Consider the following 17882-nt stretch of genomic DNA (forward strand, 5'->3'; position numbering starts at 1 on the left):
TGGTTGGTATTGGAATGTCTGTAATGTAAAAGCCCCTATGCAAAAACATAGGGGCTCGTTTATTTATTCTTCTATGCTCAAATAATTCAATTTGAGTTGGTTGAACTCTTCATTGAAGGTAGCAATTTCTTTGTCCATCAAATTATCGAATGTCCTCAATTGCTCGTTGATCTTTTGTGTCATTTCATTTTTGACAGCAATATCCTGTTCGGTCGGTGGGAAATCGTCTAGAGAGACCAAACTGTTCAAGTGCGCCAATTTATTGGTCAACCTGATGGGGAAGTTCAAAGGATCTTGATTACTTCTGTTTTGGGTCTGATAGAGTGCCTTTTCTACGGAGCCAAACTCTTCCTTCAAGCTTTTGGCTTTCTCTACCAATGCTTTTGTGGCTTCTTCATCCTTATACTTTTTGATGAATTCATCCAACTTTCCGTTGATTGCCCTGATCTTCTTGATGGATTGATGGGCCTTGTCCACAGTCTCGTTCACCTCGGTGATAAAATCGTATTGTTTTTGCATATCGGCAACGGTAACTTCGGCCCTTGGGTCTGGTAAAATGGTAAAGTTTTCGCTTTGTGTTTCTCCATTTACGTTCAAATGCACCTTGTAAGTTCCTGGAACCGCTTTTGGACCGCTTAGGTTGGCCCACCACAAGATCATGCCATCCAATCGTTCGGCACCCTTGCCTCGCGTATCCCAAACATAGGTGTTTCCGCCTTTCTTGGCTTCCAGTTTTTTGTCCTTTTCCTTGGCGTAGGTACTGTAGGTGGCCAAGGTATCTCCGTTCATTTTGCTATAGGTCAACGCAATGCTGTCCTTTTCGGAAACATCTTTCAGGTAAAAATGGGTAATAACCCCACTGGCCAAGTTTTCACCTTCTGTTTTTGATGGCCTTCTTGACGCCCTGCCTTTGGTTCGGTAGCTGTCCCTTGGTTTGTACAAAATCGCATCAGCAGATTTTTTGGCATTGTCCAATTGATGTAATACCGTAAGATCGTCAATAACCCAGATACTTCTACCTTGTGTCGCTACGATCAGGTTGTCATCCTTGATGGTCAAATCGGTAATGGGTACAATGGGCAAATTCAATTGGAACTTCTCCCATTGGGCTCCATCGTTGAACGAGATATACATTCCGGTCTCGGTACCCGCATACAGCAGCCCTTTTCGTTTTGGATCTTCCCGAACCACCCTTGTAAAGTGTTCATCTTCAATCCCATCGGTGATTTTGGTCCATGTTTTTCCGTAATCGGTGGTCTTGTAGAGGTAAGGCGCAAAGTCGCCCAACTTATACCTCGTAGCGGCCACGTAGCAGGTTCCTTCATCAAATGCAGAAGGCTCAATGCTATTGATCATGTTCCACTCGGGCATGTTGGGAGGTGTTACATTTTCCCAGGTTTGTCCGCCATCTTTAGTCACATGGATAAGTCCATCATCACTACCTACCCAAAGCAGACCTTCCTTCAATGGGCTTTCATTGGCGGCAAAAATAGTACAATAGTATTCCACACTGGTATTATCTTGAGTGATGGGTCCACCACTGGAAACCAGTTTGGTAGGGTCGTTTCGGGTCAAATCACCACTCAACAGTTCCCAGCTTTGACCTTCGTTGGTCGTCATATGCACATGGTTGGAAAAGGTGTACAGTTTATTGGGATCGTGTTTGCTGAACATGATGGGGAAGTTCCATTGAAAACGGTACTTCATCCCTTCGGCACCGTGTCCCATCGGGTTGTCGGGCCATACATTTACCGCTCTTACCGTTTTGTTCGCATGGTTCACACGGGTCAAAAAGCCCCCGTAGCTCCCGCCATACACAATATCGTTGTTCTCAGGGTCAACGGCAATATGTGCGGATTCACCTCCTGCTGTTTCTTCCCAATCATCCTCTCCAATAGATCCATCATCACTTCGGTAATTGATCCTGATGGTAGAGTTGTCCTGCTGCGCCACATAAATTCGATATGGGAACGCATCATCCGTAGTAACCCGGTAAAACTGTGCCGTAGGTTGATTGTGATAAGTACTCCATGTCTCCCCACCATCAAAACTTACTTGGGCACCACCATCATCAGCCATGATCATACGGTTGGAATCTTCAGGTGCAATCCAAAGATCATGGTGGTCTCCGTGAGGTGCGTTGTTGGATTTGAAGGTCTTTCCTCCATCCGTACTTTTATGATAGCTCACGTTGAGCACATAGACTACATCTTCATTATTGGTATCGGCATAGACACGGGTATAGTACCACGCTCGTTGCCTTAGACTTCTATCACTGTTGACCAAGGTCCATGTAGCTCCGGCATCATCGGAACGGTAGAGACCTCCTTTTTCCTTGTTTTCTACCATGGCCCACACCCTATTGCTGTTGACTGGGCTTACGGCCACTCCGATAATACCCAATGTATCGGTTGCGAAGCCCTTATTTTTGGAAATCTCCGTCCATGTTTCACCGCTATCGGTACTCTTCCAAAGGGCGGAACCTTCTCCACCACTGCTCAAGCTGTAAGGTGTGCGTTGTATCCTCCATGTGGAAGCATATAGAATCCTTGGGTTGTTCGGATCAAAGGTAAGGTCAACGGCTCCCGCCATATCATTGGCATACAGCACTTTTTCCCATGTTTCGCCTCCGTTGGTACTTTTGTAAACACCTCTTTCGGTAGTCGGCTTATACAGATTGCCCATTACCGCAGCGTAAACAATGTTATGGTCCTTTGGGTGGATTCTCATTCTAGAAATATGTCGGCTTTCATCCAATCCCAACGATGTCCATGTTTTTCCGGCATCGACCGTCTTCCAGACTCCGTAACCAGAGGAGACATTACCACGAACGGTCTGTTCTCCACCACCTACATAAATGACATTGGGGTCGCTTTGGGCCACTTCAACGGCACCAATACTTCCTCCGAAATAACCATCGGAGATATTCTCCCAGGTGCCGCCGCCATCTTTAGTTCGCCAAACTCCACCTCCTGTGGCTCCGAAATAGTAAAGGTTAGGTTTTCCTGGTACTCCAGCAACGGTTCCGGAACGTCCACCACGGAATGGACCGATCAATCGGTATTCCAAACTTGAATAAAGTTCTTCGGGGTATTGTTGTGGCCCACTTTGTTTTTTGTTCCTACGCTGGGAATGGACCGGTGAAATAAACAGTGTTGCGGTAAGCAAGAGCATACCGATCTTGAAAAAGCAAATCTTCATTTTTAAAGTGTTGAGTTAGTCAGCCTTAAATGTAATAAAAAGCGACAAAAAAGTTATCCAATATTTTGTACTTTAACCCAGCATATAAAAATCAAAATCTAAACCATGCTTAAATTTTTGAGGCTTGCCGCCATCTTTTTGGCGTTGGCCGCTTGCAAAGACCAATCCAAACAAAAAGAACAATCAACCCCTCCCGAAACAACCACAGAACAACCCGAATGGGTGTATTTGTTTGATGGTACCAGTTTGGACGGCTGGCGGGGCTACAACATGGACTCCCTCCCACCTGGATGGACCATTAAGGACAGCGTACTTACGTTTGACACCGAATTGGGACTTGAACAGGATTATACCGGTGGCAAGGATATTATCTACGGCGCAGAAGAGTTTGACAATTTTGAGCTTTATCTGGAATGGAAAATTCCCGAGGGAGCCAACAGTGGTATTTTTTATCACGTTAAGGAAGGCTACGATGGACCGCCGGAGGTATCGCCTGAATATCAAATCATCGATGATGAGAATTATGCCGATATCCACGATCTAACCGGGTACAACTCACAGTTTGGCGCCGAACATCCCGAACTCCTTCAAGATTGGCAAAAAACGGGAGCGGATTACGCCATGCATACGGCAGACGAATCGCAAAAGCAACTGAACCCCATTGGGGAATGGAATTCCTCAAAAATTGTGTTCACTCCAGAAAAAGTAGAGCATTGGCTCAACGGCAAAAAACTATTGGAGTTTGAGCCTTGGTCCGAAGACTGGAAAGCCAAAAAGAATTCAGGGAAATGGGACAACGCTCCCGATTATGGGAAATACAAAACGGGCTACATTGCCCTACAAGATCATGCGAGCCCCATTTGGTTCAGAAACATAAAAATTAGAAAACTATAATAACCTCCAGACCATGAACAAAAGAGAATTTATCAAAAAGAGTAGTGTGGGAGCACTGGGAATTATGTTGGCGCCTTCCATTCTTAAGGCAGGATTCCCCAAAGACAAACTAAGAACGGCACATATTGGCGTAGGAAATATGGGCATGGAGGACCTCAAGGCCGTATCTTCCCATGAAGCAGTTGAAGTAATCGCCCTTTGCGATGTGGATGCCATCAACCTATCGGCTGCGCACAAAATGCATCCGGGCGCACGTATCTTTTTTGACTATCGTGTGATGTTGGAAGAAATGGGAGATGAAATCGATGCGGTCATCGTTTCCACGCCCGACCATACGCACGCCCCTGCCTCATTGATGGCAATGAACATGGACAAGCCAGTGTACTGTCAAAAACCGCTCACCCACTATGTTTCCGAATCTAGGGAAATGAAACGGGTGGCCGCCGAAAAAGGCTTGGTGACGCAAATGGGGATTCAGGTGCACTCCTTTTACGATTATAAATTGGCCACACTTTTGATTCAGTCCGGAATCATCGGTAAAGTTCATACAGTACATGCATGGTCACCCAAAAATTGGGGGTATGATGGACCGTTGCCCGAAGGCGAAGATCCGGTTCCAGAGCAATTGGATTGGAACCTTTGGTTGGGCACTTCCACCAAACGACCTTATAAAAAGGATATGTACCACCCAGGGAACTGGAGAAAATTGATGGATTACGGCTGTGGTACCTTGGGCGATATGGGAGTCCATATTTTTGATACGCCTTACAATGCGTTGGAGCTTGATGTACCCAGAACCATTATGACGGAATGCCGCCCTCCCAACGGATTTGGTTTCCCGGAAAAGAATACGGTCACCTATGAATTCCCTGGCACCAAGTACACAGGAAAGTCCTTAAAATGGATTTGGTACGATGGCCCCGGTGCACCAGAAATGCACGAAGACCTCATGTTGCCCGGAATGGAAATGAAAAGAGACAACGCTGCTGCCCAAAAAAGTGACGGGAACAGTATTTCCTTGGACGCAGGAGTCGCAGGAGAAAACGAACTGCCAGAACAAGGTGCTATGTTCGTGGGCACCAAAGGTCGATTGTTGCTGCCCCACTTTATGCAATTGCCCAAAAAAATCGTGCGCGGTAAATATGTGGACATTTCCAAGGAGATTGCCAAAGTATCCGAGGAGCATAATTTGGGTGAACCCATCCGTAATTATGGCACAGAAGGACCAAAGCACTACCACCAGTTTGTGGATGCCTGCTTGGGCAAGGATACCACAACCGCACCTTTTGATTATGCCGCCCGTTTGACGGAAACTATTTTATTGGGAACCATTGCTGGGCGTTTCCCAGGTGAAACCCTGCATTGGGATGCGGAAACGGCGCAATTCAAAGAGGAGAAGGCCAATCAGTTTTTGGCTGGAGATTATCGGGACTTTTAAATAATTGCTATGTCCTCCGCCTTGGAATATTGGTTAAGCGGTCCCGTACCCCATGTCCCTGCACTCTTACAGCCAGCAGCACATGCCTTGCTACAGTCCGTGAGGGAAGTAAAGGAATATTTGGCCGAGTTCCCGGAAGAGCAACTTTGGGAAAAAGCCTATGGCAGGGCTTCGGTAGGATTCCACCTCAGGCACATGACCGGGGTACTGGACCGATTACTAACTTATGCCAAACAAGAGCTCTTGACGGAGGAACAGTTCGAATTCCTAAAAAATGAAGGGAATGGGGAAGGAGCACCTACCAGCGAACAATTGATTTCGGCATTGGAGGACAAAGTGAATGAAGCTTTGGTCTATTTCAAAACCATTCCAGAAAACACGCTGACCGACGAACGTTTTGTGGGCCGCAAAAAGCTGCCCACAACGCTAATCGGATTGCTTTTCCATGCTGCCGAACATAGCCAACGTCATGTGGGTCAGTTGTTAGTGACGGTTAGCGTTGTAAAAGGTCAATAACCGAGCCTTCGGAGCTATCTTGGAAAATTGGGTCGCGAAGTGGATGGTAACCAAACTTGATGGAAGACCCGACAGAACCTTCGCATGAGTTTAAAAAGGGATACTTTAACTTCCACAACAACAAGGTTTTGACAGTCTTCTCTTACAGCGTTTCCCCGCAAAATAGTGGGCTTCAGGAGGATTAATACCTTAAAAGTGTACTGTCACCTCTGTTTTTTTAACAGTCACAACATTAATTTCACATCTCCTTTTCCATGGACTAGTTTCGAAAATGTATGGAAAGGATAAACCTCAATCAGTTTTCATTTATAGTAGCCCTTTTAGCAGTGTTCCTTATAACTCCAGCTATGCTTCATGCCCAAAAAGCGGCACCTGTTGCAGCGGATGATAGCTACACGGCAGGACTTAACAGCACTTTGAACGTTGCAGCATCCAACGGTTTGCTCCAAAATGACTCAGATGCCAACGGAAATGCCACCATGAGTGTGCAAACTACGCCCGTGGCTGACGTAGCCAACGGCGTTTTGAACCTGAACAGCGATGGCAGCTTTGACTACACCCCAAATACAGGTTTTATAGGAACAGATAGCTTTACCTATCGGGTTTGCGACGATGGCTCACCTAGCGAAGTGGTTTCCCGCTTTGATTTTGATACTCCGACCATAACCACAGCTACCATAGGCCCCAACGCCACCTCTGTCAACCCCAATGCAGCACAAACAGGTTGCGGGATACATTTTCCGACAGGCTCAGGTGGATCAACAGGTTTTGATATTGTGGTGCCTAACTCTTCGGGTATTTTTAATTTTACAAGTTTTGAAGTCTCCTTCGAGTATCAGGATCAAGAAAGTCAAGCCGACATTGTTACCGCGGGTAATTTTAGAATCTATCACTTTAGGCCCAATGAAATGGGATTGGAAATTGACGTAGTCAACTCCGTAACCGGTCTTACCGAAACCTTTACCCAAGATTTTGGAAATTTTTTGAGCGGAAACAATCCGTATTCCGTAGCTTATAACGAAGCTACCGGGGAAGTAACCTACACCGCCAATGGAAGTTCCACGGTGTATGCCGTAGCACCTCCAAATTCTCCTTTGGACAGTAGTTTGGCCACGGATATCATTATCGGCGAACGCATGGATGGCTCTGGGTCCTCTACACCCTCACTCTGTAGCATGGAGTTTGTGGACAACAGTGTACTTTGCGATGAAGCCAATGTCTCCCTCACGGTGATAGCTACTGTAATCACCAACAGGAACATCACATACCGGGTGAATAAAAATTAGGATACCGGAGGACTTCCTCCTACGCCTTATGCTCCAATAACGACTCGAACGAAACGTATTTGAGCGCTTTCTCATGGGTAGCTTCCAATAACACAGGTGGCGCAACTCCCTCCAAATAGGCCTCTTTCCAACGTGAGGCACAGAGGCACCATTTGTCCCCAGCTTTCAAGCCTGGAAATTGATAAAATGGCATGGGAGTTATCAAATCGTTCCCTCTGCTTTTTGAGAACTGTAAAAACTCATCCGTCATAATGGCGCACACCACGTGTTTTCCCGTATCATCAATACCCGTATTACAGAATCCATCCCGATAATAACCCGTTTTGGGTTCCAAACAGCACGAAATCAATGATGACCCAAGTACATTTTTATCCATAGTGACCTAAAAATAATTTAAGTTGAGCAGTTTGTAACATTATTGTTACTTTTTCTATAAATGAATGACAAGCTTTTATCATTTTTGATAGTTCTAAGCTTCTGATTACCAATGGCTCTTCATCCATATAAATACGCTCTTGCATTCCGTTGCAAAACAGTAATTCCTATTTATCCGATAAGAATCAGAATAAGAGATATGTCCCTTTAAGATTGGATAGGCAATAAGCGAAATATAAAGCTCGTTTCAATAAATCACTAACCAATGATTATGACAAGATCTGAACGACTGGTTTCTTGCAAACAATGCAAAAACCGCTATCTCGACTTTAATAAAGGAGTGTTTTTTGGTGCGTTTTTGAAAAAAAGGAGCCAAAAAATGTATCGAGAACTAGTGAAAGCTTCTTAATTGGCAGTCTGCAGCAGGCAGGTCAAGAAATCTTTAGGAAGTCCGAAAGAGCTAAATCGGATATTTCGGTGTCATTCCGTGCGGTTGCCAATGGCCTGACTGGACTCGATGCCGGTATGGAAAGGGAGCCGCTGCATTCGAGATAATCCGTGAAATTAGTGTCAACCTTAAACAATTAAACAAAGGAAATAATCCATATATTTGGAATAAATCCAATACATGAATCTCGAAAACTATATCAAAGGAAGAGGCGCACAGCAGAATACCGATAACCGGTTTTTGCAGCATTCTTTTGAACTTCGGGATGATTTTTTGGAGTTCTGTCGGTTGGAGGGAGAAGAAGCGGAAAGCAACAAAACGACCTACATTCCCATTTTTCCCAAGACCATAGTTAATAAAGTGGAGAGTCCCGATGTGGGCATGCAGTACTCCATGAACCCCTATCAAGGATGTGAGCATGGATGCGTGTACTGTTACGCCCGAAATTCGCACGAGTATTGGGGCTATAGTGCCGGGTTGGATTTTGAACGGAAGATTTTGATTAAAAAATCGGCCCCAGAACTTTTGGAAGCCAAGATCAAACATAAAAATTGGAAGGCACAGACCATCGTACTTTCAGGCAATACGGATTGCTATCAACCTGCGGAACGGGAATACGAAATCACCCGAAAGTGTTTGGAGGTGTTTTTAAAATATCGGCATCCCGTAGGCATCATTACCAAAAACGCCCTTGTTTTACGTGATTTGGATCTATTGAAAGAATTGAGTCGGTATGGTTTGGTTGGCGTATATATTTCGGTCACTTCGTTGTCCGAAAAAACAAGGCGTTTACTGGAACCTCGAACGGCTTCCATCCAAAAGCGCCTCAAAACCATCCAAACCCTATCTGAAAATGATATTCCTGTAAACGCGATGTTGGCGCCCATGATTCCTGGAATCAATTCGCATGAACTGTTACCATTGGCCAAAGCCGTGGCCGACCATGGTGCACGTTCGTTTGGCCTCACGGTGGTTCGACTGAACGGTGCGATTGGGCAACTGTTTTCGGATTGGCTCAGAAAGGCCATGCCAGACAGGGCCGAAAAGGTGCTGCACCAAATACAAGATTGCCATGGAGGAACGGTAAATGATTCCAGATTCGGAACCCGAACAAGGGGAGAGGGCAAAATTGCGGAGCAAATCCATCACATGGCACAACTCGCCAAGAAAAAATATTTTCGGGATAAAAGCTTTCCTGCCCTGAACACAGAACTTCATGAACAGTACAAAGATGGGCAGCTAAAGTTGTTTTGAGTTTTTGTTAGCAGTTGGAAGTCCGAAGTCAGGAGTCCGAAGTTGGGAGTTACGAGTTATGGGTTTCGGGTTTCGTGTTCCGAGTTAGATTGTCAGTTCGAGTGTTTTTTGGCAATTTTTGCAAAAAAGAGGTAAAAAATGTATCGAGAACCAAGTTCAGTGAGGAGCCAAGAGCCAAGAATCAAGACCCAGGAGAGAAAAGACGATAGAAAATAGGCTTGGTTTGATGGGCTGTTGGAAGTCCGAAGTCCGAAATTTAGAGCTGCGTGTTTCGTGTTGCGAGTTGTGAGTGGGCATTTGACACTAATGTCACGAATTAGCACTAATAGGGTTCTTTGTCATTGGAAATGATTTTTTTTTTTAGGCTTGAACCCTAAACCTTGAACTTGTCTTTTGAGTTTGAACTTTACATTTGAACTTCAGTTTTTTTAACAGATTTCCCCATCGCTCCTTCGCATCTCATTTCGAATTGACTTAACTAAAACTTTGAATATCCTCCTTAACCTGATGTATTGAGAACAAAAAATGGCCCCGAACGGACCATTTTTTATATCAATTTTCTTGGATTACTTATTCCAACTCCCAGCCTTCACGGTAATCGCGCGTTACCCATTCGTTGGCTTTCTCGTAGTTGGTAATTCTCATGTTTTCACCATCCCACATCAACTTTCTTCGCCCTGGGGAATTGTAGGGGTTCCAGTCCCTTGCAGTTTTGCCAGGCTGTAATTCTTTATACTGGTAGGCTTTTACGGCAAGGTTCCCCATCAACACGGTCTCTGTTAGTTTTCCAGCTTTTTCAAAATTGGAAGAAGTTGGCGTTCCGTTTTGGCAACCGTCCACAAAGTTGGCAATATGACCATCCATGCCCCCGGGTACACGAGGGTATTTGGCAGCAGGGGCTTTGTAGAGTTCCATCATTTCGGAGGGCAATAAACGGGCGTTTCTGGAATAGGTGTCGCACACCAAGATTCCCTTGTCGCCATAGATTACCGTTCCACCACCATTGTCACCAATGGTTTCGCCATCTTTCAATTCGTCGGGTAAATTTGGTTTCAAACCACCATCGTACCAGTTTAGGGCAATATCGCCGTGCTCTTCGTGCTCAAACTTGAGGTGTATCTTGGAAGAAGGAGGACAGGAATGACTGTAATCCGCCTCCACAAAATCATCTACCCAAACGGTAGTGCAACTGGCTTCGGCCTCCGTAGGATACCCCAGGTCCAGCACACTGAAGGGCGTTTCCATAATGTGACAGCCCATATCACCCAAGGCACCAGTTCCAAAATCCCAAAACCCTCTCCATTTAAAAGGAAGATAGGCATCATTGTAATCCCGCATTTTGGCCGGCCCTAACCAAAGGTCCCAATCCAATCCTCTTGGGATACGGTCCTTTTGGGTAGGCATGGGCACTCCTTGGGGCCATACAGGTCGGTTGGTCCAACAATCGATGGTGTGTACCTTTCCAATAATACCGGATTCCACCCATTCGCGGGCTATACGACTATCATCGCTGGAAGCTCCTTGGTTCCCCATTTGGGTGGTAATCCCATTTTCGCGGGCTACCTTGGTCATCAATCGGGCTTCTTGTATGTTGTGCGTGAGCGGTTTTTCCACATAGGCGTGCTTTTTCTCACGCATAAAAGGCAGTGCAATGGTAGCGTGGGTATGGTCAGGAGTCGCCACCATAATCGCATCGATATCGCTCAAGCGTTCATCAAAAACCTTGCGGAAGTCTTTGAATCGTTTTACATCGGGAAACTGTTCGTAGGTTTCTTGGGCACGGCGGTCATCCACATCACAAAAGGCCACGAATTTAACCCGCCCCGTATCGTTGAGTCCATTGATAACGTTATTTCCCCTACCACCAACACCAAAGCCTGCCACATACAGGGTGTCGCTGGGAGGAACGTGGGTCTTGCCCAACACATGACTCGGAACAATGGAAAACGCAGCCGAAGCCGCTGCGGTATTTTTGATGAACTTTCTTCTTTGCATCTTGTTTAGTTTGATTTTTTATGTGAGTTCCCAAGATACAAAAAAGGGGAAAAAGAAAGTCTAGGATTTATACTGACCCTTCCCATTCCTTGTAAAACTGTTCCAGATAATCCAACATAAATTGATGCCGTTTTTGGGCCAGTTTTTTTCCAGTTGGGGTACGCATCCCGTCCTTGAGCAAGAGCAATTTTTCGTAGAAATGGTTGATGGTGGGCGCTTTGGATTTTTTATATTCCTCCTTGGTCATGTTGAGGTTAGGGGGCACGTTCGGGTTGTACAGTTCCCTATTTTTAAAGCCTCCGTAGTTGAAGGCCCTGGCAATGCCAATGGCACCAATGGCGTCCAATCGGTCGGCATCTTGAACAATGTCCATTTCTTTGGAAGTGAATGTCTCCCCATCCTGCTCCAGACTATTTTTAAAGGACATGTGGCGTATAATATTGACCACGTGCGCTGTGGTTTCGTGTGAAACCTGCTGTGTCTCCAAAAAATCACGGGCGGTCTGTGGTCCTATCTGCTCGTCTCCATTATGGAACTTGGGGTCTGCAATGTCGTGCAGCAAAGCGGCCAATTGCACCACAAGGGAGTCACCTTCTTCATGCTGTAACAAAAGTTTGGAAGTATTGAAAACACGTTGGATATGGAACCAATCATGACCTCCTTCGGCATCGTTTAGTTCTTCCTTTACAAAGGCAATTGTATTTTGAATAAGTTGGTTTTCCATTATTATCCCGTTTTGACCCCAGAAACAATTAGGTTTTCAATTTGGGTGATGAGCTCATCAGGGTTTCCCGAATTTTCTATGGGCGGATGCACATCAAAGGTGACATGGGAACCCAATCCCATAGGAAATTTGCCGTAGCGCAGCAATTTCCACGAATTATTAATGCTGATGGGCACAATTAAAGCCGATGGCGCATTTTTCATCATCACTTTTAGGCCAGTGGTCCTAAAGGGCTTGGGCACCCCGTTTCGGCTTCGGGTGCCTTCAGGAAAAATCACGGCACTGCGGTTGTTGGTTTCGATGTACTTGCCCAACTTTTGAAGCTCGGCAATGGATTGCTTTGGGTCTTTTCTGTTGATCAACGCAGAACCTCCATGGCGTAGGTTATAGGAAACGCTCGGGATGCCTTTTCCCAATTCAATTTTGCTGACAAACTTTGGGTGGTTCTTGCGCATGTACCAGATAATCGGTGGAATATCGTACATGCTTTGGTGGTTGGTCACAATGATGAGGGGTCTATCCGTTGGAAGTTGCTGTTGGTTTCTGAAAGTATACCGGGTTCCCAAAACATTCGTGCACCGCATGATAAACCAATTGAGGACGGAGACACTTTTTTTGTGAGCATCATATCCAATCAGATTGAGACACAACCATTGTATGGGATGAAAAATGACCAATACCAGACCAAACAACAGGAAAAAGAGAATGGTCAAAGGATAGGATAACAATTTTAGCACTATGATGGTTTTATAGGTTGCGTAAAAATAAAAAAACCACCTATTAAGGTGGCTATTTGTTATAGGATTTGCCCAATGTTAGCAATGCTCGTTGTAGGCTTCCATCAGGTTTTCCGCGATAAGCTCGGCAGGTCTGCCCTCAATGTGGTGTCTTTCGATCATGTGCACCAACTCCCCATCTTTGAACAAGGCCATGCTTGGTGAAGATGGAGGAAACGGAACCATATGGTTTCTTGCTGTTTGCACGGCATCCATGTCCACACCTGCAAAAACGGTCACCAAGTTGTCGGGTGTCTTACTATTTTGAAGGCTCAATTTGGCTGCAGGTCGGGCATTGGCCGCCGCACAGCCACAAACCGAATTAACTACAACCAATGTGGTGCCACTCTTTTTAAGGGCGTTTTCCACGGCTTCGCTTGTATGTAGTTCTTCAAACCCGGCTCCGGCCAAGTCTTCGCGCATAGGTTTTACCAATTCTTCTGGATACATAGGCTTCGATTTAATTAGGTGACAAAGATAAGGGATCGTTTGGTTTTTTTCATCACCCTTAACATTGCATAAAGCTTTGTTTGTCAATCAAACCCCTATCTTTGCCCTTTAAATTTTGATGCATGATCAAGTGGATAGCCGCCTTTCTCGGTTATTTTATGTTTAGGTTTCCTGGAGCGGTTTTGGGATTTATCGTGGGGACATTCTTGGATAATCTGGGAGGTTCCGGTAGCAGGTCAGGTTCCATTTTCGAAAATGTGACGCGGCAATCGGTTTCTCCGGCCGATTTTGAGTTGAACCTTCTTTCGTTGTGCTCTATCATCATCAAGGCCGATGGACAGGTAAATCAGCGGGAGCTCGACTATGTGCGACAATATTTTCTGAGCACCTACGGCAAGGAAAAGGCCAATGCCATTTTCAGGACGTTCAACGAGGTCATCAAAAAAAGGGAAATATCCGCCCAGCGAATTTGTAATTTTATGGTGCAACGAACCCGCTACGAGGTGCGGTTGCAAATGTTGCACTTTCTGTTCGGCATTGCCCAGTCCGATGGGCAGGTGAGCAAGGCAGAAGTTGAAAAACTCCGTGAAATTGCCGGGTACTTTCGGTTGAGCCAACACGATTTTGAGAGTATCATGGCCATGTTCATCAAATCGGCGGATACGGCCTATAAAATTTTGGAGATCGAAAAGACGGCTACGGATGAAGAAGTGAAGAAGGCCTACCGTACCATGGCCAAAAAGTACCATCCGGATAGGGTGGTGACGGAGAACGAAGCCATACGAAAAGGAGCAGAGGAGAAGTTCAAGGAAGTGCAAAAAGCTTACGAGACCATACAAAAAGAAAGAGGTATTTCTTAACCAATATATTATGCAAGAGTTTTTGTTCTACATCAAGTTGGGGCTGGACCACGTGCTGGATTTTGGCGCTTATGACCATATCCTGTTTTTGTCGGCCTTGGCCGTACCCTTTACCTTTAGGTATTGGAAGCGGGTAGTCATTTTGGCCACGATTTTTACCGTAGCGCATTGCGTTTCCTTGGCATTATCGGTCTACGAAGTGGCAACTTTGGATGTCGGTTTGATTGAATTCCTGATTCCCATAACCATTCTGCTTACGGCCCTTTTCAATTTCACCTATGTATACAAGGAAGCGTTGGATGTGGGTCTTTTTCTTCATGCGTTGGCCACGGCATTCTTCGGGCTGATCCACGGCTTTGGGTTTTCCAATTACTTTAAAATGTTGATGGCAGAGGAGGAGGACAAGATTACCCCCTTGTTGGGTTTTGCCACGGGAATCGAGCTGTCCCAGGTTACCATTATATTGGTGGTTTTGGCCATCGCCTATGTAGTTTTGGACCTATTCAAGGTAAGGCGCTCCATTTTTATAGCAGTAGCATCAATTTTAATCATTGCCATTACAATACCCCTGCTCATTGCTACGTTCCCCAAGTAGGAACCTTCGTTAAATTTTATCGAATAAGGTTGTGAGGGTCTTGTAAAGCAGGTATATTTAGTTAAATATCAGCGTTTTTGGATTTATGAAGGCGAGCAAACAAGAAAAATACGATAAGGCCTACTTGCGGATGGCCCAAGAGTGGGGAAAACTATCGTATTGTAAAAGAAGGCAGGTCGGCGCCATTATCGTCAAGGATAGGATGATCATTTCCGATGGCTACAATGGAACACCCACTGGTTTTGAGAATTACTGTGAAGACGAAGAGGGCTACACAAAATGGTACGTACTCCATGCTGAAGCCAATGCCATTCTCAAGGTAGCTTCATCCACACAATCCTGTGAAGGGGCCACTTTGTACATTACGTTGTCCCCGTGTAGGGAGTGTAGCAAGCTCGTTCACCAAGCTGGCATAAAACGTGTGGTATACCAGAGTGCATACAAAGATGACTCTGGATTAAAATTTCTGGAAAGGGCAGGCGTAGAGATTGTGCATTTGCCTGTTTTGGAAGAAATGGTTTAAAACCATAATTGCTATATGAAAAAGATTAAAGGATATATTTGGCCCACGTTACTTGCTTTAGCGGTGGCCCTTGGCATATTTATCGGAGGCAAGCTCCATTTTAATGATTCGCCGGAGAAGCTCTTCTCCACCAATTCCAAAAAGGATAAACTCAACAGGCTTATCGACTACATCGACTATGAGTATGTGGATGATGTGGATACCGATAGCATTGTGGACGTGACCGTCAACAATATTTTGGGCAAGTTAGACCCGCACTCTGTATACATTCCCAAAGATGAAATGAAGGACGTTGCGGAAAGCATGAAAGGGGATTTTGCTGGAATAGGAGTGAGCTTCTACATGTACCGCGATACCATAACCGTAATCAGAACCATTAAAAATGGTCCAAGCTACATAGGGGGCATCAAACCTGGCGACCGTATCCTTATGGCCGACAATGACACCCTTTTCGGACGTAGAATAGCCAACGACGATGTGGTTTCCACCTTAAAAGGCAAAATAGGGACAAAGGTCAATCTCAAGGTATATCGAAAGAGCGAAGATAAACTGATGGATGTTCCTGTGGTCCGGGATAGGGTGCCTATCCGCAGTGTGGATGCCTACTACATGCTGACCAAGGATATGGGCTACATCAAAATCAATCGTTTTGCCGAGTCCACCTTTGATGAGTTCAAAGACGCGCTCAGAAAATTGAAGTTGCGCGGGGCCGAAAAGTTAACGCTCGACCTCAGGGACAACCCTGGCGGTTATTTGGGTATTGCCGAGCAATTGGCCGATGAGTTTTTGGGTGAAGATAAATTGATTCTGTTCACCAAGAACAAAAAAGGGCGAATCAACAAGGCGTATGCCACCAAGAAAGGGGATTTTGAGGACAAACCCGTTTATGTGTTGATCAATGAACGTTCCGCATCTGCCAGTGAAATTATTGCAGGTGCTTTGCAAGACAACGATATTGGGACCATTGTGGGGCGCCGTTCATTTGGAAAGGGACTTGTGCAGCGCGAAATGGATTTGGGCGATGGCTCAGCGGTTCGGCTGACCGTTTCCCGATACTACACCCCAACAGGGCGTTCCATCCAAAAATCCTATAAGGATGGCAACTACGATTATTACCATAGGTTCATGGAGCGATACGAAAGCGGAGAACTGCTCTCTGCGGACAGTATCAAAGTAGCCGATTCCTTAAAGTTTGTTACCCCAAAAGGAAAGGTAGTCTATGGTGGTGGAGGAATCATTCCCGATGTATTTGTGCCTATTGGCAGTAATCAAGAGGAAGCCATTGAGAGTATGGATGAGACCTATCAATTCTTTGCAAGGTTTATTTTTGAGCACTTGGAGGAGGATAGGACCCGATATGAAGGGTACACCCAAAACGAGTTTTTGGATGAATTCCGAGTGGATGATATCCTTTTTGATAACTTCATCCAATTTGTGCTGGACCGGAAAATAAAGTTGGACTTCTACGCTTACGAAGACAAAATTAAAGCTTACCTAAAAGCCAATATTGCCGAACAACTGTTCTCACCCAATGTGTCCGCACAAATAAAAGGGGATTACGACAGCATGTTGCAACGGGTCAAGGAGTTGGACAAGGCCGATATCGAAGCTTCACAACTTGGTTCGGTGGAAATGAAACCTTAGATCAATCCTTTAGTTTTTTGTCGATTTTTTTGGAGGTCATAAAAATCAACATCAACACAATGGCACACAACGAGGCCACTATCCCGATAAGGGCAATGGTGCTATCGCCCTGAAAAGGCTGTTCAAAATCGACCAAGGTGACGTTAAAGGCAATAAGGGCCAAAGCAAGTACGATTAAAATTACGGCGAAGGTCTTGTTCATAGCATTGTTTTAAGCAGCGTGCGACAATAACTCGTTTACATTGGTGGCAAAAAGCTTTACGGCAATGGCCATTAAGATCACCCCAAACACTTTTCGAATAATATTAAGTCCATTTTTGCCCAAAATCCGTTCAATCTTGGCACTGGACTTTAGCACGATGTATACAAAGATAACGTTTATAATTATGGCGACGATAATGTTCTCTACATGGTATTCTGCCCGTAAGGAGAGAATGGATGTCAAGGTACCCGCACCGGCAATCAATGGAAAGGCGATGGGCACAATGGAGGCCGTCTCAGGCTCATCATCCCGGTAAAGGGAAATGCCCAAAATCATTTCAATAGCTAGGAAAAAGATGATAAAAGCCCCCGCCACAGCAAAGGAATTGACATCTATACCTATCAATTTTAGGATGCTTTCACCAACAAATAGGAAGGCAATCATGATACAGGTGGCCACAATGGAGGCCTTTTCGGACTGCACGTGCCCCACTTTGCGGCGAAGCGATAAAATAATCGGGATACTTCCCAAAATATCTATCACGGCAAACAAGATCATTCCAGCGGTGGCTATTTCCTTTACGTTAAAATTCATGGCGTCATTTTTTTCGGACGGCAAATTTACGGGTAAAAAATACTTTTGGATCACATAAAATGTTTAGAAATCATCAATTTTTTGGTTTTGGATTACCTTTGCCAAAA

The 17882-nt window shown here is 45.2% G+C and carries 17 protein-coding genes; 9 read left to right on the forward strand and 8 right to left on the reverse strand.

What is annotated here, in order from left to right; genetic code table 11:
* Positions 1–63 precede the first annotated feature (63 nt).
* Positions 64–3201 carry a WD40/YVTN/BNR-like repeat-containing protein gene (locus tag RBB12_RS03320; RefSeq protein ID WP_306012788.1) on the reverse strand — a complete coding sequence of 1046 codons (3138 nt, stop codon included), beginning with the start codon at positions 3199–3201 and terminating at the stop codon, positions 64–66.
* 105 nt (positions 3202–3306) lie between these two features.
* On the opposite strand from RBB12_RS03320, the gene RBB12_RS03325 reads away from it, so the two are divergent.
* From RBB12_RS03325 to RBB12_RS03340, 4 genes are all read left to right on the forward strand, one after another.
* Complete coding sequence (locus tag RBB12_RS03325) at positions 3307–4095, forward strand: DUF1080 domain-containing protein (RefSeq protein ID WP_306012789.1); 789 nt, start codon at positions 3307–3309, stop codon at positions 4093–4095.
* 13 nt (positions 4096–4108) lie between these two features.
* Positions 4109–5533: a Gfo/Idh/MocA family protein gene (locus RBB12_RS03330; protein WP_306012790.1), complete on the forward strand. Its 1425-nt coding sequence runs from the start codon at positions 4109–4111 to the stop codon at positions 5531–5533.
* 9 nt (positions 5534–5542) lie between these two features.
* The gene (locus RBB12_RS03335) at positions 5543–6049 is read left to right on the forward strand and encodes a DinB family protein (protein WP_306012791.1); all 507 of its coding nucleotides are present in this window, start codon (positions 5543–5545) and stop codon (positions 6047–6049) included.
* Positions 6050–6324: 275 nt separating this feature from the next.
* Positions 6325–7335: an Ig-like domain-containing protein gene (locus RBB12_RS03340; RefSeq protein ID WP_306012792.1), complete on the forward strand. Its 1011-nt coding sequence runs from the start codon at positions 6325–6327 to the stop codon at positions 7333–7335.
* 19 nt (positions 7336–7354) lie between these two features.
* On the opposite strand, the gene RBB12_RS03345 is transcribed toward RBB12_RS03340, so the two are convergent.
* The gene (locus tag RBB12_RS03345; RefSeq protein WP_306012793.1) at positions 7355–7711 is read right to left on the reverse strand and encodes a DUF2237 family protein; all 357 of its coding nucleotides are present in this window, start codon (positions 7709–7711) and stop codon (positions 7355–7357) included.
* A 627-nt stretch (positions 7712–8338) separates the two neighbouring features.
* Here RBB12_RS03345 and RBB12_RS03350 point away from each other — a divergent pair.
* Complete coding sequence (locus tag RBB12_RS03350; protein ID WP_306012794.1) at positions 8339–9412, forward strand: PA0069 family radical SAM protein; 1074 nt, start codon at positions 8339–8341, stop codon at positions 9410–9412.
* A 570-nt stretch (positions 9413–9982) separates the two neighbouring features.
* On the opposite strand, the gene RBB12_RS03355 is transcribed toward RBB12_RS03350, so the two are convergent.
* From RBB12_RS03355 to RBB12_RS03370, 4 genes are all read right to left on the reverse strand, one after another.
* On the reverse strand, positions 9983–11407 hold the full coding sequence (locus RBB12_RS03355; RefSeq protein ID WP_306012795.1) for a Gfo/Idh/MocA family protein: 1425 nt from the start codon (positions 11405–11407) through the stop codon (positions 9983–9985).
* Positions 11408–11474: 67 nt separating this feature from the next.
* A complete protein-coding gene (locus tag RBB12_RS03360) occupies positions 11475–12131 on the reverse strand; it encodes an HD domain-containing protein (RefSeq protein ID WP_306012796.1) in 657 nt (218 codons plus the stop codon).
* A 2-nt stretch (positions 12132–12133) separates the two neighbouring features.
* Entirely contained in the window at positions 12134–12868 is a 735-nt protein-coding gene (locus RBB12_RS03365) for a lysophospholipid acyltransferase family protein (protein ID WP_306012797.1), read from the reverse strand.
* A gap of 78 nt (positions 12869–12946) precedes the next feature.
* Positions 12947–13357: a BrxA/BrxB family bacilliredoxin gene (locus tag RBB12_RS03370; RefSeq protein ID WP_179383373.1), complete on the reverse strand. Its 411-nt coding sequence runs from the start codon at positions 13355–13357 to the stop codon at positions 12947–12949.
* A 122-nt stretch (positions 13358–13479) separates the two neighbouring features.
* On the opposite strand from RBB12_RS03370, the gene RBB12_RS03375 reads away from it, so the two are divergent.
* From RBB12_RS03375 to RBB12_RS03390, 4 genes are all read left to right on the forward strand, one after another.
* Positions 13480–14217 (forward strand): TerB family tellurite resistance protein, encoded by a 738-nt coding sequence (locus RBB12_RS03375; protein WP_306012798.1) that lies wholly within the window; start codon positions 13480–13482, stop codon positions 14215–14217.
* A 10-nt stretch (positions 14218–14227) separates the two neighbouring features.
* Positions 14228–14812, forward strand: a complete 585-nt coding sequence (locus tag RBB12_RS03380; protein WP_306012799.1) for a HupE/UreJ family protein — start codon at positions 14228–14230, stop codon at positions 14810–14812.
* 85 nt (positions 14813–14897) lie between these two features.
* On the forward strand, positions 14898–15335 hold the full coding sequence (locus tag RBB12_RS03385) for a deoxycytidylate deaminase (RefSeq protein ID WP_306012800.1): 438 nt from the start codon (positions 14898–14900) through the stop codon (positions 15333–15335).
* A gap of 15 nt (positions 15336–15350) precedes the next feature.
* On the forward strand, positions 15351–16979 hold the full coding sequence (locus RBB12_RS03390) for a S41 family peptidase (RefSeq protein ID WP_306012801.1): 1629 nt from the start codon (positions 15351–15353) through the stop codon (positions 16977–16979).
* Position 16980: 1 nt separating this feature from the next.
* On the opposite strand, the gene RBB12_RS03395 is transcribed toward RBB12_RS03390, so the two are convergent.
* Complete coding sequence (locus RBB12_RS03395) at positions 16981–17181, reverse strand: hypothetical protein (protein WP_179383378.1); 201 nt, start codon at positions 17179–17181, stop codon at positions 16981–16983.
* A 9-nt stretch (positions 17182–17190) separates the two neighbouring features.
* Positions 17191–17775, reverse strand: a complete 585-nt coding sequence (locus RBB12_RS03400; RefSeq protein ID WP_127140527.1) for a MarC family protein — start codon at positions 17773–17775, stop codon at positions 17191–17193.
* Between the last annotated feature and the right edge of the window lie 107 nt (positions 17776–17882).

Origin of the sequence: Allomuricauda sp. MMSF_3307, from assembly GCF_030733585.1 — a bacterium.
Lineage (GTDB): Bacteria > Bacteroidota > Bacteroidia > Flavobacteriales > Flavobacteriaceae > Flagellimonas.